The organism is Nonomuraea rubra (genome assembly GCF_014207985.1).
GTDB classification, from domain to species: Bacteria; Actinomycetota; Actinomycetes; order Streptosporangiales; family Streptosporangiaceae; genus Nonomuraea; species Nonomuraea rubra.
In genome coordinates this window covers 2,091,039-2,111,636 of record NZ_JACHMI010000001.1, presented here as the reverse complement: position 1 = coordinate 2,111,636, position 20,598 = coordinate 2,091,039, and the positions used below count along the sequence as shown (strand labels likewise).

The following is a 20,598-nucleotide window of genomic DNA, read 5'->3' as shown; positions in this document are numbered from 1 at the left end:
GAGACAGCCCGCAGATTCGCCATGATCTTCGCCAGGGAGGTCTCCTCGTACCTGAAGACACCGAACAGCAGACGCCGGCTGGCCGCCCGCGACGCCGTCGCCGAGACCATCCGCCGCGCGGCAAGGCGAGGCCGTCACCGTGGTGGCGCATTCACTGGGCAGCGTCGTGGTCTACGAGGTGCTGTGGGCGCACCCGGACTTGCGCGTCAACCGGCTTGTCACCCTCGGCAGCCCGCTCGGCATGCCAGGCGTCGTCTTCGACCGGCTCGACCCCGCGCCCGGCCAACGCGGCAGCCGCCCACCCGGTGTGAGCGAGTGGGTCAATTGGGACTTCCACATCGTACGGAGCTGCTTGAGCTGCGCCGACGTGGCAGAAGCGACCTGGCCAGGGAGGTGATGGCTCGTACCGCCTCACGGCGCTTTCCGTGTCGGGCAGTGCCCGTCGCCTGCCGCGTCCGGACCGGAGCAGCCCGTCCAGGCACCAGGCCCGCATCACCGGCGATCTGCCGCCGGGCATCCAGTTCGAACGCACGGCCCCGGTGCGACTTCCGCTGCCTCAGACGGCCCCAACGCTCGCGATGAACCCGAGGATCGCCTTCGCCAGCTCCTCCGGGGCCTCCATCGCGGCGTAGTGACCCACGCCGTCGAGCTGCACGGACCGGACCTCCACCGCCGCGGCCCGCTCCATGGTGGCGGCCGTGAACGGACCGCCGCCGGCGCCGACCGCGAGCACGGGCACCTTCAGCCCGCGCTCTTGCGCGAGGGCCTGGATGTCGGCACCCTCCCGCAGCATCGACCGGTAGAGGCCGATCGCGCCGCGCCAGCCGTCGGGACGTGAGTAGGTGCGGGCGAACTCCTCGACGTCGGTCTCGGTGAACGCGCCCGGGGCCGCGGTCATGGACGGGAACGCGTACTGTCCGAGGAACTCGCGTTCGCGGCCGGCGAGCAGCAGTTCCGGGATGCCGGGCGCGGCGAGGACCCCGATGTGCCAGGCCCCGCCGCGGGTGACGTCGGCCAGCGCTTCCAGGCCGAACCCGGGCAGCCCCATCTCGATGGCGGTGAGGCTGAGCACGTCCTCGGGATGGGTGGTGGCCAGACGGAACACGGTCGCGCCGCTGATGTCCTGCCCGGTGAGGTGGACAGGGCCGGCATCGAGGCGGGCGATCAGCTGGTGCAGGTCCTCGGCCGCGGTCGCACTGTCGTACTCGCCCGGGCCGTTGCCGGAGTCGCCGAACCCGCGCAGATCGACGGCGAAGACGCGGTGGTGGACGGCGAGCAGCGGGATGAGCTTGTGGAACGTCCACCAGGTCTCGGGGAACCCGTGCACCAGCAGGATCGGGGACCCTCCGGTTCCCGCGGCGGCGTAGTGCAGGGTCGTCCCGTTGACCTCGGCCCGGTGGTGGCCGCACCTGGTTCCCCGGTCCTGGTCGAGTCGCCCGCCTACCCCGGGGCCCTGGCCGCCGCGCGGGCCGCGGGGCTGCGCCCCGGTCCCCGTCCCCATGGACGACGACGGCCTGCGCCCCGACCTGCTGAGGGCCGCCGGCGCGTTCCTGATCGAGGACGACTACGCCCGGCTCCTGAGCCACGGCCGCCCCCTCCCCCGCCCGCTGCAGGAGGCGGCCGTCGAGCTGGTCAGCTCCCCGGCCTGGGACCGGCATCTGCGGGCCTTGTCGTCCTCCCTGCGCGAACGCTGCTCCGCCCTGGCCGACGCCCTGGCCCGGGACCTGCCGGGCCGGCGCCTGGCCCGCCGCCCGTCCGCCGGCCTGCACCTGTGGGCCGAACTGGCGGAAGCCGTGCGCCGCCTGGCCCGCCTCGGCTGACGACCCGCCCGGCCCGCAGCGGCTGCCGCCCATGGCCGGCCCGACGCCGCCCCGGCTCGAACCACCCCGCAACCAGCCGCCCGCTCGCCGCGTACACCGCCGAGCAGGGCCATGATTTTCGACGGGCAGGCCACCACCAGGCCGTACAGGTAGAGCGTGCCCGAGGTCTGGGCGACCGTGCCCAGCCCGAGCGCGACCCATGGAGATCTTCTCTGCACGTCGTGCGAGCGTGGCGACCGTCTCTCATTCAGAGATGAATCGCTTCAAACTGTGGGACGTCGATGGTCTCACGCGGGGTTGACGATGCGCGTCTTCTGGTACTCGAGGATCGCCAGGGCGAACGCTGAGCCCAGTCCGAGGATCCCCTGGGAGTTCGGGTGCGCCGCCGCGGGGGCGATGGAGCCCTGTTCCGTCAGCAGGGGCTCGATCCAGCGGCGGTACCCGGTCGCGCACATGTCATGGCCGATCGAGGGGGTGTAGAGGTCGATGTACTTGGCGCCGGTGTTCCGGGCCTGCTCGGCGATGGCCCTGTTGAGCCGGACGGTGGTGTCGCGCAGGTAGGCGAAGTCCCCGTCGGCGAACGGCACCTGCGCCGAGCGGCAGCTCTGGCCGCTGTCCGGCACCAGCGACGGGTAGCCGGTCAGGGCGACCATGGCCCTCGGGCTGCGCTTCTTGACCTCGGTCACCACCTTGGCGATCTCCGGCTTGATCGCGTCCAGCTTGAGCTGGAGCTTGTCCGAGCCGTCGGCGTTCCTGAAGCTCTGCCGGCACGGGTCGCCGGTCGGCTGGCGCTGGCTGACGGTGGCGCAGGTGACGGCGATGCTGGTGAAGCCGAGGTCGTTGCCGCCGATGCTCACCGTGACCAGGTTGGTGTCGGGCTTGAGGGCGTCGAGCTGCGCCGGCCGGCCGTTTCTCGCCTGCAGGACGTCCGCGGTGGTGGCGCCGGCGCAGGCGACGTTCTGGTAACTGTCCGCCTCGGTGGCGAGGTTCAGGATGTACGGCAGGTTCTTCTTGGCCCGGCCGCAGGCCGCGTCCACGATCGGTGTGGTGCCGTAGCCGGTGGCGTACGAGTCGCCGAGGGCGACGTAGTGCGTGCCGGTCGCGCCGGCCTCCGCGTTCGCGGCCGGGCCCGCGGCGGCGACCGAGGCGCAGGCACCGAGCAGGGCCGTCGCCGTCACGATCAGGCGCTGGACGCGGCGTAAGCGGACATTGCGCAGCATGGAAGCCTCCATTGGCATGTTCTCGGGGATGAGCGGACCTCACCTCGTTCCGGAGCAGCCTGGCGGCGGGCACTGACCACTTGCCAGTTCGTTTCTTGTCTATCCGCTCGCCTACGCGGCGTGAGGTCAGCTCAGGAGGAGAACGAGGGCAAATCCACGACACTCATGACGCCGGCGGCAACCGGGTCGCGGTCAAGGTGCTGCACGCGGCCGGCGACCGTGCGGGCCGCGACAGGTTCGTGAAGGAGACGACGGCCGCGCGGCGGGTGTGGTCGTTCCTCAATCCGGACAACGTGCTGCGCGGGCCCGACGGCCCACGGGTCATCGACTTCGGCATCGCGCACACGGTCCACCTGGATCTTTCCGGCCGCGGCATGCGTATTTCGCGCCGGCCGGCCGCGCGCACCCGGCGGGCCCTGCGCTCGGTACGGGGCGAGCACGACGCGGTGCGACTGGCCCGGCAGGTGGAGATCATCAATCGGGTGCCCGAGGCCGCCCCCTGAGGAGACGGTGGAGGCCGCGGAGAGCTGCTGGGCATCGCCGATGCCCGGGGCGCGGGTGAAACGGCGGCCACCAGTCCGGCAGGGGATAGTGCGTCCATGCGCAAGATGTGGTTGGCGATCTCGGTGGCCGGCTTCGCTCTCATGACGGGCGCGCTGATCTACTCGCGCATGACGCCGCCTGCGACGGACCGGCTGGTCGGCTCGTCGCTGATCCTGGCGGGATCTGCGGCAGGCCGGCAGGCCCCGAGCACTGCGACGGGCCGGCTCGCGGGCCGATACGATGCCGCTCCGGCTCCGGTCGCGATCATCATCTCAGGGGAACGTCGGCGTACGCGCCACGGCATCCCCCGTCCCAGGTGGGGGGCGGGCCGGGCGCCTCTGGGTGAGCGGTCTCACCAGTCGCCTCGGTAGAGCTGGCCGCGTACCGCGCCCCCGGGGAACTTCGCGTTGTGCAGGTTGGCGTACCAGTTCTTGGGGTTGTTCCAGATGCGGCGGGCGACGGCGGCGGACGTCACGGCACTGCCCGCGAGCCCGTTGACGCTGGCCGGCAGGCCGCCCTTGGCCTCGAAGAACGGCACCACGACGGGCCCGTTCCTGCCTTTCGGCGCTCGGTGGATATGTGCGGCCGTCGGGGCGCTGATCTTCTTCCAGGCGGCGGCGAACCACACCAGCCGCCCCTCCGGCTGCACCAGCCACGCGGCGCGCCCATCGCGGTCGCCGACCTTCGTGCCGGGTGCCGGGATCTCCTGCCGCCCGTCGGCCCGGGCGGTGAGCGTGTGGCCGAACCCGTGCGCCAGCACCGACTCCATGGACACCGGCCGGACGCGGTGCAGCTGAGCTCGTACGGCGCCGCCGCCGAACTCGGCGTTGTGCAGGTTGGCGTACCAGTTCTGCGGAGCGTTGAGTATGCGGCCGAGCAGGGCGCGGTCCTTGACGACGACCGTGCCCTTGACGGCGTGGAGCTGGGCGGGCAGCGCCGTGGCGAAGAACGGGATCCTGACCTCGCCGTTCTCGCCCGCCGCGCCCCGATGGATGTGGAACCCGCTGGGCGCCTTCACGTTCTGCCATCGCACCGCGTAGTCCACCCGCTGCCCGTGGATGCGGAACACGGCGAGCGCGCTCCCGTCCTTGTCGCCGGCCTTCGTGCCGGAGGCGGGGACCTCGTTCCCGCCCGTGAGAGAGGCGGCCAGGTACACGGGGGTGCTCGACGACGCGGCGACGGGGGTGACAGAGGTGGCGATCATGGCCGTGGCGACGGCCAGACCTGGAACAGCGAGGGTGCGGTTCTTCATGGCCGGCCCTTTCGTCTGCCTCATCGGTGAGGCCGAATTGCTTGCTCCTGGGAGGTACGGGCGGCGCCACGAGTCAGGTTCACCATCAGCCGCACCGACTTCCCGCAGGGTCGGCGGGCGGCGAGTCCTGCGTCCAGTAGATCTGGCCCAGCATGGACGGAATCAATGGCAGGCGCACTCCCGGGGCGCTCTGCTCCGGGCGCGGTGCCGAAAAGGTGGCCAAGGTGATCGACGCCATGGTCGGCCACCTGCATCCGGACGACCGGGAGGGACTTCGAGATCACCGTTGAGCCCGGCCCGCGGCGCCCTCGGTTGAAGTCGCGCCCTCCGTCCAAGCTGCTGCCCCCGGGCGGTCTCCGTCCCGGGGGCAGCGGCGCGCGGCGGTGGGGTCAGGTCGCCGCGGGCCGGCAGGTGCGGTCGCCGACGAACAGGTCGTCGACGGCCCACCAGCCGGACAGCTGGCCCCGGTAGTGGAGGCGGATCCGCACGTCGGCCTGCCCGGCCGCGTCCGGCAGCGGGACGACGTGGACGGCCGGTCCCGGAGCGCCGGGGAAGCCCTTGGCCGACCACACGGTCTTCCAGGTACGGCCCCCGTCCACGCTGAGGCCGACGCCGGTCGTGGAGTTGACCGCCGGCTTCAGGTCGTGGGCGAACTCCAGGGTCGCCGAGGTCCGGGCGGTCAGGTTGTAGGAGGGGCTGGTCAGGTAGGTGTCCTGGAGGTGGCCCTTGCCGGAGTGCAGGGAGTCGACGATGGCGAACCCGCCCGCGCCGCCGGTGTGGTTGCCGCGTCCGCCGGCGTCGGTGAAGACCCAGCCGGGCTGGTAGGCGTAGTTGGGGATGCGGGGGTCGACGTTGGTGACCGTCCAGCCCTTGGGCGCCGCGGCGCCGTCGAACGGCTCGGTGCTGCCGTCGCGGATCACCTCGTAGCCGCGGGCGACGCAGGACAGGGAGACGGTCAGGCCGAGGTCGAGCCGCCGGCCGGTCTCACCCATGGTGACCTGCTGGACGGACGGGTCGTAGCCGGGCTCCGTGGCCCGGGTGGTGAGGGTGTAGGTCGTCGACGGGAGCAGGGACAAGGTGTAGGCGCCGGTGGCGGGGTCGGACTCGGCGTTCCACGTGTGGCCCTTGCCGTCGTCGGCGGTGATGTTCGCGGCGAGCCCGCGCCCGAGGCCGGAGCCGTCGGAGACGGTGCCGGTCAGGTTGATCCGCTCGGTCTGCGGCAGGGCGACGTCCAGGGTGAGGGAGCCGTCCTTGGCCAGGGTGGCGGTCTTCGTCGTGGTCTGGTAGCCGAACGCCTCGGCCTTGAGCTGGTACTCCCCCGCGACGAGGGTGTAGCGGTAGGCGCCTTCGGCGCCGAGGGTGGAGGTGCGGGTCAGCGGGCCGGTGAGGGTGACGGTGGCGCCCTCGACCGGCCGGCCGGTGGTCGCGTCCGTGACGGTGCCGGCCAGCGTGGCGGTGCCGCGCGTTCCGGCCTCGACCAGGGCCAGGGCATCGAGGCGGCCTTCGCCGTAGACGGCGTTGTCGGCCGCGGTGCCGCCGCAGGTGGTGTCCTCGGTGTCGATGGCCGACAGGTCCAGCAGCAGGCGGGTGGCCGCGGTGTCGCGTATGTACTCGGGGCGGGCCGACCACAGCAGCGCGACCGCTCCCGCGACGTGCGGCGCCGCCATCGAGGTGCCGTTGTAGAACGCGTAGGCGCCGCCCGGTACCGAGGAGCGGACGTTCACGCCCGGTGCGGAGATGTTCGGCTTGATCTCGCCGTCCTGGCCGGGACCGCGGCTGGAGAAGCTCGCGATCCTGTTGTCGACGTCGTACGCGCCCACCGAGTAGTTGATGACGCGCCCGCCGGGCGTTCCGGAGGTCTGGCAGGCCGGGCCGTCGTTGCCGTTGGACCAGATGCCCATGATGCCGGAGGCCGCCCAGGCGAGCTGGATGTCCTCCATGAACGGCTGGGTGGTCAGCCTCGCGCCCCACGAGTTGTTGACGATGTGCGGGCGCCTGGACGCGTCGGGGTTGGCGCCGGTGGAGTCGGTGGGCGCGAGCATCCACTGCGAGGACGCGACGAGGGCCTCCTCCGAGCACTGGTCGGTGGTGCAGCCCTTGGCGGCGATCCAGCGCACGCCCGGGGCGACGCCGATCTGGTTGCCCTGGCCGTCGTCGCCGGCCATGGTGCCCATGGTGTGGGTGCCGTGGGAGTTGTTGTCGCACGGCGCGTCGCTCGGGCACTCGCTCAGCGGGTCGTACCAGTTGTAGTCGTGGGTGAAGGTGCCGTCTCCGTTGCTGCCCCGGTAGCTCCTGGCAAGGGCGGGGTGGTCGTACTGGACGCCGGAGTCGATGTTGGCGATGACGATGTCCTCGCCGCGGCGGCCGGTCTGCGCCCACACGTCGTCGGCGTTGATGTTGGACACGCCCCAGGTGAGGCCCGTCGCGGCGGCGGCCCCGGCGGGCGTGCTCCGGATCGGCTCGGGGATGCTGTACGTGACGGGCGCGCGGATCTCCTCGACCCCGGGTAACTTCGCGATCTTCTTGGCCAGCGCCTCCGAGGCGTTCTTCACGTAGACGGCGTTCGTGACCCAGAACGCCGTGGACTCCACTCTCTCCGCCTTGAGCAGCTTGCGCAGCGGCTCCTGGTCGCGGTCGGCTCTGGCGTGCAGCCGCTCGACCACGTCCCGGCCGCGGGCGGCGCCGCCGGCGATCTTCCTGGCGGGGGCGAGGTCGGCCTTGCCCGACATGCGCACCCAGAAGTCCGTGGTGGCGCGCGTGTCGAAGCTCGCCAGCACCTCCGGCGCGATCACCGGATCGTCCGCGGCGGCCCATGCGGGGACGGCGCCCGACAGGGCGGTGGCCAGCAGGGTCAGGGCGCACGCCAGCGCGGGCACCTTACGGGGTACTCTCACGTCACTCACTCCCGCAGCTCAGATGGGCGATCAGGCGGCGCGGCAGCAACTGCGGGTAGCCGATGTCGGAGGGCACCGTCCGGTTGGAGGTGCCGGTCACCCACACGTCGTCGGGGCCGCTGCCGTCCACGTCGTAGAAGATGAAGCCGAACGCCTCCGGCTGCTCGCCCTGAGGCTTGACCTCCTGCCAGGCGGCGCCGTCCCAATGCCGCACGTGGAACACGCCCGTGCTGGTGTCGTTGGTGAGGGCCCACAACTGGCCGGGGGCGGGGGCGTACAGCTTGAAGATGTCGCCGCCGTAGGGGCCCGGCTCGGGTGCGGGCATGGTGGTCCAGCTCCGGCCGTCCCAGTGGAGCAGGAGCGGCCTCGGGCTGCTCTGGCTGCCGGAGATGCCGGCGACCCAGACGTCGTCGGGGCCGGAGGCGTCGAGCGCGTACAACATGCCTTCCGCGCCGGGGTCCGGCAGCGCGACGTCTGCCCAGGCCGTCCCGTCGTGGCGCAGGACCATCGGCTGGTACGAGCCCGTCTGCTCGTTCTTCTGGAAGCCGGCGGCCCAGACGCCGCCGCCCGGCACGGCTTTCACCGAGCTCAGGTTGGCGGAGGCGCGCCGGGCCGCGGGGTGGTCGACCGTCGTCCACTCCGTGCCGTCCCAGCGCTGGATGAGCGCGCCGCCCGCGGGCCCCTCGACGCGGCCGACCGCCCACGCCTGGGAGGAGTCCACCGTGGCGACGTCCGCCAGCCAGGACGGGCCGGTCTCCGGGCTCTGCGACGCGCCCGCCGTCGTGAGCGTCCAGCGGCCGCCGTCGAGGCGGGCCAGCACGCCTGCCCCGTCCGGCTGGAAGGCGCCGTGCAGGCTGACCAGCGACCAGCCGCCGGTGACGCCGAACGAGCCGGCGCCCACCTGGAAGCGGCTCGCGGTGCGCGGGGGCACAGGGATCTGGGGGCCGTTCTCGACCAGCGAGCGGCCGTTCCAGCGCAGCGATCGGGCGCCCTCCTCGAGTTGCTCGGAGAAGCGCACGTTGTCACGCGAGATCACGTCGACGTCGACGACGCCCTCGCTCGCGGGCGCGTCGAGCATCGTCCAGGTCGGTACGCAGTCCGTCCCGGCGGTGGCGGGAGCCTGGGTGGCGGAGGTGGCGGCGGTGCTCAGCAGGGCGGTCAGGCCGGCCGCGGCGGTGGCCCGGCGCCACCGCATGCGGGGAGATCGTGGTGTTCGCATCAGGGTCCTCCTAGAAGGCGCCGGTGCCGTTGGGGGTGCCCATGCCGCTGGGCCCGTCGTAGCCGCGCACGGCGGTGCAGATCCTGCCGCCGCCGCAGGCGCCGTTGCTTCCGGCGACGATGTCGTTCAGGTACTGGGAGGCGGCGTAGAGGCGCTTGCCCGCCGGGGTGGCCGAATCGGTGCCGGCCAGGCCGTACACGCCGGCGATGAACGCCGCCGCGACGGGGGTGCCCGCGGCGGTGCCCCAGCCGCCCAGGCTGGTGCTGTAGACCTGGACCGGGGTGTCGGAGGAGGCCACCGCCGCGACGTCGGCCACGGTGCGCCGGCTCCCGCACGCTCCGGCCGGCTGCCAGGCCGGGCGCGGCGCGTACATCGAGCAGCCGGAGGCGGTGTCGCGCCAGGCGGACTCGTTCCAGCCGCGCGTGGTGGCGGGGTCCCGGTAGAGCTGGGTGCCGCCGACGGCGATCACCGACGGGTAGGCGGTGGGCAGGATCTGGCGGCCGCCGCTGTTGAAGCCCACGCCGGAGGGGGCGACGACGGTGGTCGGCGCGTGGTCGAAGTGGGCGGCCAGGGCGTTCTGGCCGTCGTACTCGGCCACGCCCCACATGGGCACGACCGCGGTGGCGCCCTGCGCGGCGGCCTGGTCCACGGCCGCCGCCATGCTGGCCAGGGACGGGTCGTCGGCCTGCACCAGCAGGAGCTTGCAGTTCGGGCAGGCCGCCGCGGCGAGCTGCAGCCCGACGCTGCTGTGCACCGCCCAGGCGGGGCTCGGGGCGGGCGGTGTGTCGCCGCCCCGCTGGTTGATCTTCTTGAAGCAGGGGAAGTCGGCGTCGCACGGGGGCATGCCGTTCGCCTTGCGGTACTCGGCCAGCTCGTCCCCGGCCTCGGGGTTGTCGTACGGGGTGACGACGGCCACGCTCTGGCCGCCGCCCAGCCAGTCCGAGGGCAGCCGGTAGGCCTCCTGGAGGTCCCTGGCGGTCAGCGGGCCGCGGCCGGCGGTGACGCGCGGCAGCGGCTGGTCGCCGCCTCCCGTGCCGGCGCGCAGGAGGCACGTCGCCGGCCCGGTGTCCTTGGCGTCCTTGGGGCAGGCCGGACTCGTGGCGGGCGGCGCGGCGAAGGTGGGCCCGGCAGAGGTGGCCCCGACAGAGGTGGCCCCGACAGAGGTGGCCCCGATAGAGGTGGCCGCGGCGGAAGTGGTGAGCAGGGTCAGGGGGGCGATCGTGGTGAGCAGCATCGCCACCACGCCCGCGAGCGTCGTCCATCGATGGGTGCGCATGTCAGGTCTCCCGGTCAGCCGGCGAGCCGGTAGGCACGGATGTTGGTCTGGGTGACGGTGCTGCCGTCACCGGCCCGCGCCTTGACCCGCAGCGACACCCAGCGGACCGGCTCGGAGTACTCCGGATGCGTGATCGGCGCAGTGAACGTGCCGTCGCGCCTGGCGGTGGCGGCCTTCGGAGCCGACCAGGTCCTGCCGTCGTCGTACGACACCTCGGCCGTGGCCCGCACGCCGGTGGGCCGGGCCTGGTGCTCCTGGCGCGAGACCCGGAACGCGACGTCGAACGGCTGCCCGGCCTGGGCCCGGGAGTCGAGGTCGAGCGACAGGTTCCAGTGCACGAACAGCAGCGGCAGGAAGGAGCACCGGCGCGTGGAGTCGGCGCACTGCACGGTACGGGGCAGCGCGGCGGCGGCGTCACGCGGGCCGCTGCGGAAGGTCCACTCGGTACGGCTCGGCGACTGGGAGTTCCCCTGGCCGGCGAAGTCCCACACCAGGCGGTAGTCGGCCGGGCGCGGCGCCAGCGGCAGCGACAACGGCATGGGCAGCTGGGGCGCGTAGCCGCCGGTGCCCAGGTCGAAGGCGAGCTTGCCGTCCTGGTAGAACGTCGTCCGCGACGCGGCGTACGCCTCCGACGTCGAGTGCAGCGGCGCCGAGTCGGCGAACCCGTTCAGGTAGACCGCGCCCAGCGAGCCCTGCCTGCACGCCAGGCACACCTGCAGCCACGGCTTGTCCACCCTGCTGCCCGGGCCTCCGAGCCCGAGAAGGGTCTCCTGCACGTAGGTGGCGGCCGCCGACGGCGTCCGGGGGCCGAGGTTCCACACCTCTCTGATCTCCTGGCCGGGGCGCAGCTTGCGGCGCTGCCCGAGGATGACCTCGTTGGTGTCGGCGTGCATGACGTGCTGCCAGTACGTCTCGCCGGGCCTGGTGCTGTAGACGTAGTCGACGCGCTCGCCGGCGGCCGGCAGGTAGCCGTGGCTCACGTCGGACCACCCCCACGGCAGGAACACGAAGGACGCCCGGCTCACCGGTCCTGGCGAGGCGGCGTCGGAGGCCGTGTTGTAGAGAGTGGAGCGCACCGCGGCCAGCTCCGACTTCCTGACGACCGGCGTCAGCCTGCCCGGCACGGCGTCGCCGTAGGCGAACACCAGCTTGTACGTCGCGCCCATCTCGGGGCCCGAGTCGGCGTTCTCGGCCAGCAGCGTGAAGCCCGTGAACTTGAAGTCGCCCTTCCTGACCGGCCTGGTCGGGGTGACGTAGAGGTCGGGGTTGCCGGTGACCGGATCGGAGTAGGTCTTCCAGGTGAAGCCCGCGAGCAACCCCGAGGGGCTGATGCCCGTCTCGTCTCCCGCGGCGCTGGTGCGTACGAACGACAGGGATTCGGAGCGGATCAGCGGCGCCTGCGGCGGCGAGGCCAGCGTCGGCCGGTAGCGGACCGCCTTCCTGGCGTCCAGCACCACGCTGGTGTCGGCGCCGACCCGCACCTCCGGCTCGATCACCAGTGCCGTCTCCGACGTGAGGTCGGTGGCCGGGACGGTGAGCACGCTGGCCATGATGCTGTAGGTGCCTTCCGGCACCATGAACGACTTCTTGCCCTCGCCCGGGTAGGTGAAGGCGAAGGTGGCCAGGGCCCCGTCACTGACGTTCTGGACGGCTCCGATCATCGTGCCGGGCGTGCCGTCCCTGGCGATGGAGTCGACGGTCAGCATGTAGTAGCTCAGCTCCCCGCCGGCCGCCTTGACGGCGGGCGCGTCGGCGGCCAGCGGCGAGGGCGGCGGCTCGGGAGCGCCCTTGGGGGCGGCCAGCTCGATCCGCTCGATTCCGGGCAGCGTGCCGACGGCGTCGCCCTTCGCGCCGCGCCAGGTCTCGGCCAGCAGCCTGCCGAGCGCCGGGGCCTCCTTCTTGGACACCGTCGCGGTGGCCGCGCTGCCCGCGGCGGCGGTGACGCTGGTGGCGGGCAGGGCCTCGGCCTGGGCACGACCGGCCCGAACGGTGACCGGGAGGGTGGCGCTGCGCTCGTCGTCCAGCTTGGCCCGCACCAGGTAGCCGACGTTGAACAGGCGCAGGTCGATGGTCCTGCCGAGGTAGGGCACCACTTCGGACGGCACGACGTAGGTGTCGCCGCCGAGGGTGAACTGCGAGAACGTTCCTCCGGCCGGGCCGCCGCCGGGGAGCCTGCTGACCTGCTGGCCGCCGCGCTCGTCGACGTCGACCTGGAAGCGGTCACCGGTCAGCAGGGTCACCGTCGAGGTGCTCGCCTCAGGCGCTCTGGTGGCGGGATCGGTGACGTGGGGGGTGGGGTCCAGCGGCGGGGCGGCCGCGGCGGGTGCGGCTCCCGCCGCCAGCGCCAGTGCCAGTGCCAGGCCGGCCGTGGCGAGGCGGGGAAGGCGTGCGGAGCCTAACCGGTGGTGGATTGTCATCTCTGTCCCGCTTTCTGACCGCGCCTGTACGGCAGGCGCACGACGTGCTGGTTCACAGCGGCTCGTGTGCGCCGTCGGGCGCCGCCTCACCCAGGAGTCCCTCCTCAGAAACGGCGTCCGGCTCGACGTCGGGTCCGGCATCGGGCCCAGCATCGGGCCCAGCATCGGGCGCTGCATCGGGCGCTGCGTCCGGCTCGACGTCCGGTTGATCGTTACGCATGAAGATCAGGATCAGGCGGGCCTGCCGACGTCGCGAGTCGGGAAATCACCCAATTAATGGGGAAAAGCGATCTATGTCGGTGTCTCGTCCAGCAGTCCGTCGGCGGCGGCCGTGGTGACCAGGGCAGTGCGCGTGGTGACCGACAGCTTGCGCATGGACGCGCTGAGGTGGCGCTCCACCGTACGCGGCGACAGCGTCAGGCTCTCCGCGATGCGCTTGTTGGTCCATCCGAGCGCCACCAGGCGGACGATCTCCAGCTCGCGCGGGGACAGGCGGTCGCCGTACCCCCTGCGCCCGCCGCGCCACGGCCTGGCCACCTCGACCCCCTGCTCGCGCAGCAGGTGAGCGACCCGGTCGGCGTCCCAGCGCGCGCCCAGCGCGGCCAGCTCCCGCTGGCTCTCCTCCAGCACGGCCAGCCCCCGCTCGCGCTCGCCCGCGTCGAGCAGGCGGCGGCCCTGGCGCTCGGCGGCGAGCAGCCCGTCGTAGGGGCGGGGCAGCGCCGCCCACATCGCCGCGGCCCGGCCGAACAGGCCCGCCGCCGCCTCCGGGTCGGCGGCGACCATGGCCTGGCAGGTCACGACCGCCGCGGCGGCGGCCGGAGCGTCACGTCCCGCCATCCCGGCGGCGAAGGCCGCCGCCAGGCCGGCCCGCTCCTCCGTCCGCCCGACGGCCGCCAGCACGTCCAGGTGGACCGGCAGCAGCTCCGTGGCCCACAGCCACACGTCCTTGCGGACGATCATCTCCAGCATCGGCTCGGTGATCTCCACCGCGGCCTCCGGCTCGCCGCGGGCGAGCAGGATCCGGGCCAGCGCCACGTCGGGGAAGATGAACGGGTCCGCGTGCCCGCGCTCCAGGCTGGCGGCGAGAACCTCGCGCAGCCGCTGCTCGGCCCGCTGCGGTACGCCGCGCGCCAGGTCCAGGCAGCCGAGGATCATCCGGGCCTCCAGGCGGGTCGCCTCGTCGGCCGTCTCCGAGCCGGCCAGCTCGGCCGCCACGTCGTCCAGGCCGTCCCAGTGCCCGTCGTGCCAGGCCAGGTGTGCCCGCGCCAGCCTCAGCACGTCCTCGATCCGGCGGTAGCCCGCCCGTTCCACCAGCGCCGCGGAAGAATCGAGGTAGGCGCGGGCGTCGTCGTGCCGGCCCCATAACGTACAGAACTGACCGGCCATCAGCCTCCCCCGGGCGATCTCCTGGCGCTCCAGGCGGCTGTCCCCATCGGTGGGAAGTGCGCGCGCCACGCGCCAGCCGTCCTCCTCGCCGAGGCAGAGCAGCGCCGCGGCCTGGTTGGACAGGAACGCGGCCCGCTCGACCGGCAGGCCGACCAGCGGGAAGAGCCGCTCCGCCCGGCCGGCCCACTCCAGGTGGCGGGCCCGCGGCCAGGCGCGGATCATCGGGTTGGCCAGCAGGAGCATGGCCTGGACGGCGAGCTCGGGCCGATCCTGCAGATCCGGCATGGCGGCCTCCAGGCCGGCCATCGCGGCCTCGAACTCGCCGAGGTGGAAGCGGAGCCGCCCCAGCCTCAGCCCGAGCTCTCCCCTGGCCTCGGCCGGCAGCCCGGGATGCGCGAGCGTCTCCTCCAGCGCGGCGCGCACCCGCTCCCCCAGCCCCAGCAGCGGCTCGGCGGTGGCGGAGACGGCCGCGCCGAGCCGCCTGGCCAGGCGGACCAGGCGCTCCACCGGGTGGTCGGCGGCGGTCAGCAGGTCCAGCATCATGGCGACCGTCGTGTGGCCGTCGCCAGCCTCCATGGCGAGCTCGGCCGCCGCCTCGGCGTAGCGGCACCACTCCTCGACGTCGCCGGACTCGCGGAAGTGGCGGCACAGCCGTACGACGGGAGGGTGCTCGCTCTCGCTCAGGGCCAGGGCCGCGCGGTGGTGCAGCCGGCGGCGCGACGGGATCGGGGTCGCCTCGGCGACCGCGCGCGAGGCCAGAACATGGTTGAAGCCGAACGCGCCCCGGCCGGCCTCGCGCAGCAGGCCGGAGGCGAGCGCGACGGCCAGACTGTCCTGGACGGCGGCCTCGTCGAGGCCCGCGACCGCCGCGATGAGCGCCTCGCCCGCAGGCGCCTCCAGCACGGCGGCGGCCTCCAGCACGGCGCGGGTGGGCGGGTCGAGCCGGGTCACGCGTTCCAGGACGGAGTCGCGCACCGTGGGCGGCACGCGCAGCTCCTCGGTGATGCGGCGGCGCCAGCCGCTCTCGGACCGGAAGATGTCGCGCCGGGCGCGCAGCAGGCGTACGGTCTCCTCCAGCGCGAGCGGGATGCCGCCGGTGTGCTCGTGCAGGAAGGCCGCGAAGTGGTCGGACACGTCGGCGGTCGCGAACATCGACTTCACCAGGGCGCCGGTCTGCGGCACGTCCAGCGGCTCCAGCGCGATGCGTTCCCAGGACATGTTCCTGGGCGGGCGCGAGGTCAGGCGCAGCAGCGGCGAGCCCTCGCCGACGTCGAGCGGCCGATAGGTGACCACGATCGAGCGCGCGGCGCCATGCGAGGTGGTGAGGGTGAGCAGCCAGTCGAGCGTGGCCGCGTCCGCCCAGTGCGCGTCCTCGACCACCAGCACGTCCACTCCGAGCGCGTCGATCAGCTCGCCGAGCGCGCGGAAGAGCCGGTGGCGTGTCTCCTGCGGGTCGGGCAGCGCCTCCAGCGCCGGCGGCAGCCACGACGCCCACTCGGGGAACAGCGTGCGCAGCGCACCGGCGAGCGGGCTCAGCGCCAGCTCGCCCAGGCGCTCGTGGAAGGCCCGCAGCCCGTCCACCACCGCGCCGAGCGGGAACGGTTCCCGCAGGGGCGGGCAGGCGGCCATCAGCACGGTACGGCCGCGTAAGGCGGGATCGGCCAGGCACTCGTCCAGCATGCGGGACTTGCCGATGCCTGACTCCCCCTCGACGAGCACGAGGGCGTGTTGTGACACCGCGGCGACCATTGCGGCCATGGCGTCGTCGCGGCCGATGAGCGCCGGCGGGAGCGCGTCCGAGGGCGCACTCCGCCGAACATGAGTTTCGTTCATCCCTTTATGGGTCTATATATCACGTCCGAACCCGCAAAGGACCGCCGCGATCGTAGACCTCGCCAGGCACGGCCGGCACATCAACGACGTCGCATGGCGCGACGCCCTTGGAGGCGCTCCGTGGAGGACCACGCTCTCCACGAGGTCCACGAAGCGGTCACCCAGCATGATCGCCGCGCCCTCCCCGGGCACCGTCCACGTGAGGCGAACCACGCGGACAACGCCGGAACAGACGCCGCTTTCAGAGCGCCGCCGCGGCTCTGATGTGATCGGCTGGTGCAGCGCCGATTCTGTGAGGAGCGCACCGACGGCCTTGAAAGCCGCCACCGGCCCGTAGGAGCACAAGCAGTGGATTTCGGGGCCGGGCCGATAATGGTCCGATGAAGGTACGTATCGGGGTCGCGCCGCCACCTGGAGACCACCCTGACCGCCTCGCCGGGCTCGCGGAGCGGGCCGAGGCTCTCGGGATCGACTCCCTGTGGCTGTCGGAGATCGTCCACGGGCCGTCCGTCGAGCCCATCGTCGGCATGGCCTACACGCTGGCCGCCACCCGCAGGCTGAAGGTCGGCACGGGGGTGGCGATCCTGCCGGGCCGCCACCCGGTGCGGGTGGCCAAGCAACTCGCATCGCTGGCCGCGCTCGCCCCCAAGCGCGTGCTGCCGGCCTTCGGACTGACGCCGGCCAGGCCCGCCGAACGGGAGGCGTTCCCCGTCCCCGGGCCACGCGGCGCGGTGTTCGACGAGTCGCTCGAACTGCTCAGGCTGCTCCTGCGGCAGGAAAAGGTGACCTTCCACGGCGAGTTCTTCACGGTCGAGAACGCCGGGGTCGGCCCGCTGCCGGCCAAGCCGCTCGACATCTGGGTCGGCGGCAGCGGGGAGCGCGCCCTGCGCCGCGCCGGCCGGCTCGCCGACGGCTGGCTGGCCAGCTTCCTCACCCCTGACCAGGCCGCCGCCGGCCGCACGGCGATCGCGGCGCACGCGGCCGAGGCCGGCCGCGAGATCGAGGCCGACCACTACGGCACCAGCCTCGCCGTGGCCGCGACCGAGATCCCCGCCACCACGATCGACGCCATCGCCCGGCGCAACCCCGGCGCAGACCCCACCGAGATCGTCCCGGTCGGCTGGGCCGCCGCCCGCGACCTGATCGGGCGCTTCGTCGAGGCCGGGATCACCAAATTCGTCGTACGGCCCGCCACACCCGTGTCTTCGGCCGAGCGCTGGCTCGACGAGTTCGCCGACCACCTCATGCCGCTGCAGAACTGAGCACAACCCTGACGAGTCTCCCGAACGAGGAGGACTCTGCTGGTGCCGGTTGCTCATCCGGTTCGCGGTGCAGGTGCGCGGACTGGACGGGCAGCGGCAGCGCATCCGCCAGGGAGGCCATGCCGATGCGGGCCCGCCGGCTGCGCACTGACCGGCCCGCCTTGAAGAGCATCAGGCCCTCCGTTCAGACCCACCACGAGCAAGCCGAGCCCTACCGACCGCAGATGCCCCATCCCACAGTCGCCCTACTACGAGCGACGACGGGGACATGACCCCGCCTTGCCGGGCTCCTTCTCCCCGTGGACATCAGTCATTGTGATACCCACCATCAGGCTGGTATCCGCCGGTCGGCGAGATGGGGGCAGCGGACGCCTCCCAGGGGAACTGCCGGGCAACGCCCGACGTCGCTGCCGTCCTCTCGATGCAGCTTCCCGTGCACGGAGCCGCCCACGCCGCCGTCCCACCGAACGTCGCCGCGGCCGTGGCCAGCAGACCCGCCGTCGTCATAGCGGTCACGATCTTCCTGATCATCTTTACCCCGTTTCCCGGTTGTCTCATTGCCCCGCCGGATAAGGCCGCGACCGCCGAATCGACCGGACGGCCGCGATGATGCCAGCGTCCTAAGGTGAGAGCCGCCGCAGCCACAGTCGCTCCCCACGTGCGGCACCCTCTGCCGGATTGTCTCCTGAACCTTACGGGGCCTGTCGTTGAGGAGGCTGTGACCGAGGACACTAATGGCGTTGAAGGGTTGCCTTGATGTCGTCGTCGACGGGCTTGGGTAGCGTCCGCAAAGGGACCCACCCACCGCTCCTGATCGCGTTCATGCGAGGAGCCTGAGGTGCGGTGAGCACCACGCGATTGCCCGCGGCCGTGAACACCTCATCGAACAGAGCGGTGTACTTGCTGTCCCGGTCTCTGACCAGAAAGCGGAAGGCGAGCGGCCCGGCTGGGTTACCCGAGCAGAGTAACCGCGCACCCGACCGGAGCATGGACGGTGCAGCAGGCCCGCAACCTGGTCATGGACCTGGGTGACCGCATCTCCGGGCTCCGGTTCTTGATCCACGATCGGGACCCGCTCTTCGCCGCATAGCCGCAGCTCAAGCCACGTAACTCGATATTCGAGCGGCACAGGATTCACGGTGAGCAGGATCCGTAGTACGGCCATGAGAGCTCTGCCGTGCCTATCCCCAGGAGGGTGTGGCTGGGTTATGAACCGGCCGCGAATACTGTGAGCCATGAACACGAGACGACAGCTCGGGGAGTTCCTTCAGTCAAGGCGTTCCCAGCTGCGGCCCGAGGATGTGGGGGTCACCACGTACGGTGGCCGGCGCCGGGTCCCCGGGCTGCGACGGGAGGAGCTGGCCCTGCTGGCCGGGGTGAGCGCGTCGTACTACTCGCGGCTGGAGCAGGGCCAGGCGTCCAACGCCTCCCCCGAGGTGTTGGAGGCACTGGCCGGGGCGCTGAACCTGAAGGAGGCGGAACGCCGGCACCTGCACGAACTGGCCGGCGGCCGCCGCCGGGGTGCCAGGCGACGGCCGGCGCCCGAACGGGTCAGCCCCGCGACGCGCCAGCTGATCGCGACGGTGGGCGACGTGCCCGCGGTGGTGCTCGGCCGGTACATCGACGTGCTGGCGTGGAACCCGCCGGGACACGCCTTGTACGCCGGCCACCTGGCCCCAGACGCTCCGGACACACCGCGGCAGCGGCCCAACATGGCACGCCTGCTGTTCCTGGACGCGCACACCCGTGACCTGTACGCCGACTGGACCGCCAAGGCACGTGCCGTGGTGGCGAACCTGCGGGTGGCCACGGGGCACCACCCGGACGACCCGCTCCTGGCCGCGCTGCTCGGGGAGCTGACGGTCAAGAGCCCGGAGTTCGCCACGATGTGGGCCGACTACCGGGTCAAGGCCGGCGGCGACGCGGTCTACGAGATGCGGCATCCGCTGGTGGGCACCATGCACGTGACCCAGCAGACGCTGCGGATCTCCGACGACCAGGTGGTGGTCGCCGCCACCACCGAACCCGGCTCTCCCTCCCACGCCGCGATGACGCTGCTCATCCACAACGCGCTCACCAGTCGCACCCCTGCCTCCCAGGACCCCCGGCACGATGCGCCGGTGCGGACATGACCGGCTGACTCCTTCCCACGCTTCTCCACGCTCTGCCCAGGCGCTCCGAGCCGAGCGCCTGATGTCGCATGCCCGCGAACCCCCTGTTCGCGCAGTCATCCTGAAAGGACCCAGCAGTGCGCAACAGCATGCTCACCCTCGCGTTCGCCGCCGGTATCGCTCTGGCGAGCGTACCTCCGGCGAACGCGGCGACGATCACCGCCGCATCGTCCCCCTCGGCCGCGCAGACCCGCCCGCCGGCGGTGACGTCACGGATCGCCGTGCACTTCGACCTGGCGAAGGGCCAGATGCCGGAGAACATCGCGCTCGGCCCGGACGGCACGGCCTACGTCACCTTCGCGGCCGCCCGCCAGGTCGCCGCGATCAGTCCGGCCGGCGCCACCCGAATTCTGGCGACCCTCCCCGCGCCCGCCGACGGCGGCGCGGCCACCCCGGTCCTCGGGTTCGCGCTCACCACCGGCATCGTCCGCACCGGCGACGGGACGCTGTACTTCCTGTACGCCAGCGGCGACGCCGCGACCACCGGCCTCTACCGCCTCTCCCCCGGGCGGGAGCCGCGGCGCATCGCCGCGCTGCCGGCCACCGGGCTGCCCAACGGCCTGGCCTACGACGAGCCGGCGAAGACCTTCTACCTCACCGACTCGGTGCACGGCACCATCACCACCGTGCCCCTGAACGGCGGCCACGCCCAGGTCTGGTCCTCGGCGCGAGAACTGTCCGCCACCACGTTCCTCGGCGCCAACGGCATCAAGGTGCGTCACGGCGCGGTGTGGGCCACGAACCTGGACCGGGGCACCCTGTTGCGGATCCCGATCGACCGAGGCCGTCCCGGACCCGTCAGGGTCAAGGCCGCCGGGCTGGCCGGCATCGACGACATCGCCTTCACCGGAACCGGGGACGACCAGGTCATCGCGACCCTCAACGTACCGAACAAGGTCGTGCGCATCAGCGGGGACGGCCGCGCGACGACACTACTGGCAAGCGCCGGACGAAGCCTGGCAAGAGCATCACGACCTGCTCGTTCCCGACCACCTCGGCACAGTGCTCGGACGTATGAGTACCGTCGAGGCGTGGCCGACCAGCGATGTCGAGTGCTGAGCTGAGGCACGCGCGAACGACTTGCTCACCTTCCTCTGGCGGCACTTCGGCAGGCGCCTCGCCGGAGCCCATCGCATCCAGGCGCCTCTGCCCTAGCGAGCCGTCGCGTTGCCGTGGTCGCAAGGTCTCAGCTCACTGGGGCCGGCTCGAACCCGGCCCGCCAGCCGGACCGCGCTCCCCGAACCGACCGGTAATCGCGCTGTCCCTGCTCAGCAGCTCTCCCTGCTCAGCAGCTCTCCCTGCTCA

General features: G+C 72.5%; 14 protein-coding genes. 6 read left to right on the top strand and 8 right to left on the bottom strand.

All coding sequences use genetic code 11. The features are described from left to right. Nucleotides 1–142: 142 nt before the first annotated feature. Nucleotides 143–397 carry a hypothetical protein gene (locus HD593_RS09725; protein ID WP_185101852.1) on the top strand — a complete coding sequence of 85 codons (255 nt, stop codon included), beginning with the start codon at nucleotides 143–145 and terminating at the stop codon, nucleotides 395–397. A gap of 159 nt (nucleotides 398–556) precedes the next feature. Here the strand turns inward: HD593_RS09725 and HD593_RS09720 are convergent, their stop codons facing one another. Continuing rightward, nucleotides 557–1,501, bottom strand: a complete 945-nt coding sequence (locus HD593_RS09720) for an alpha/beta fold hydrolase (RefSeq protein WP_185101851.1) — start codon at nucleotides 1,499–1,501, stop codon at nucleotides 557–559. Between HD593_RS09720 and HD593_RS60250 the strand changes: the two genes are divergently transcribed. Next, nucleotides 1,500–1,820: a hypothetical protein gene (locus HD593_RS60250; protein WP_185101850.1), complete on the top strand. Its 321-nt coding sequence runs from the start codon at nucleotides 1,500–1,502 to the stop codon at nucleotides 1,818–1,820. The genes HD593_RS09720 and HD593_RS60250 overlap by 2 nt on opposite strands. Before the next feature lie 287 nt (nucleotides 1,821–2,107). Here HD593_RS60250 and HD593_RS09710 read toward each other — a convergent pair whose 3' ends face one another. Beyond that, nucleotides 2,108–3,040, bottom strand: coding sequence for an SGNH/GDSL hydrolase family protein (locus HD593_RS09710; protein WP_185101849.1), 933 nt, complete (start codon nucleotides 3,038–3,040; stop codon nucleotides 2,108–2,110). A 95-nt stretch (nucleotides 3,041–3,135) separates the two neighbouring features. On the opposite strand from HD593_RS09710, the gene HD593_RS09705 reads away from it, so the two are divergent. Further along, entirely contained in the window at nucleotides 3,136–3,543 is a 408-nt protein-coding gene (locus tag HD593_RS09705) for a hypothetical protein (protein WP_185101848.1), read from the top strand. Nucleotides 3,544–3,935: 392 nt separating this feature from the next. Here the strand turns inward: HD593_RS09705 and HD593_RS09700 are convergent, their stop codons facing one another. The 6 genes from HD593_RS09700 to HD593_RS09675 form a co-directional block, all read right to left on the bottom strand. After that, nucleotides 3,936–4,835: a CHRD domain-containing protein gene (locus HD593_RS09700; RefSeq protein ID WP_185101847.1), complete on the bottom strand. Its 900-nt coding sequence runs from the start codon at nucleotides 4,833–4,835 to the stop codon at nucleotides 3,936–3,938. Between the two features lie 389 nt (nucleotides 4,836–5,224). Beyond that, nucleotides 5,225–7,729: a S8 family serine peptidase gene (locus HD593_RS09695; protein ID WP_185101846.1), complete on the bottom strand. Its 2,505-nt coding sequence runs from the start codon at nucleotides 7,727–7,729 to the stop codon at nucleotides 5,225–5,227. A gap of 1 nt (nucleotide 7,730) precedes the next feature. Beyond that, nucleotides 7,731–8,948: a beta propeller repeat protein gene (locus HD593_RS09690; RefSeq protein ID WP_185101845.1), complete on the bottom strand. Its 1,218-nt coding sequence runs from the start codon at nucleotides 8,946–8,948 to the stop codon at nucleotides 7,731–7,733. 10 nt (nucleotides 8,949–8,958) lie between these two features. Continuing rightward, nucleotides 8,959–10,224: a S8/S53 family peptidase gene (locus HD593_RS09685; RefSeq protein WP_185101844.1), complete on the bottom strand. Its 1,266-nt coding sequence runs from the start codon at nucleotides 10,222–10,224 to the stop codon at nucleotides 8,959–8,961. A gap of 14 nt (nucleotides 10,225–10,238) precedes the next feature. Next, nucleotides 10,239–12,641, bottom strand: coding sequence for a hypothetical protein (locus HD593_RS09680; RefSeq protein ID WP_185101843.1), 2,403 nt, complete (start codon nucleotides 12,639–12,641; stop codon nucleotides 10,239–10,241). Between the two features lie 291 nt (nucleotides 12,642–12,932). Further along, complete coding sequence (locus HD593_RS09675) at nucleotides 12,933–15,860, bottom strand: ATP-binding protein (RefSeq protein ID WP_185101842.1); 2,928 nt, start codon at nucleotides 15,858–15,860, stop codon at nucleotides 12,933–12,935. 380 nt (nucleotides 15,861–16,240) lie between these two features. Between HD593_RS09675 and HD593_RS09670 the strand changes: the two genes are divergently transcribed. The 3 genes from HD593_RS09670 (at nucleotide 16,241) to HD593_RS09660 (ending at nucleotide 20,357) form a co-directional block, all read left to right on the top strand. Then, entirely contained in the window at nucleotides 16,241–17,122 is an 882-nt protein-coding gene (locus HD593_RS09670; protein WP_185101841.1) for a TIGR03854 family LLM class F420-dependent oxidoreductase, read from the top strand. Nucleotides 17,123–18,357: 1,235 nt separating this feature from the next. Next, a complete protein-coding gene (locus HD593_RS09665; RefSeq protein WP_185101840.1) occupies nucleotides 18,358–19,254 on the top strand; it encodes a helix-turn-helix domain-containing protein in 897 nt (298 codons plus the stop codon). A 116-nt stretch (nucleotides 19,255–19,370) separates the two neighbouring features. Next, the gene (locus tag HD593_RS09660) at nucleotides 19,371–20,357 is read left to right on the top strand and encodes an NHL repeat-containing protein (protein ID WP_185101839.1); all 987 of its coding nucleotides are present in this window, start codon (nucleotides 19,371–19,373) and stop codon (nucleotides 20,355–20,357) included. Nucleotides 20,358–20,598 lie beyond the last annotated feature (241 nt).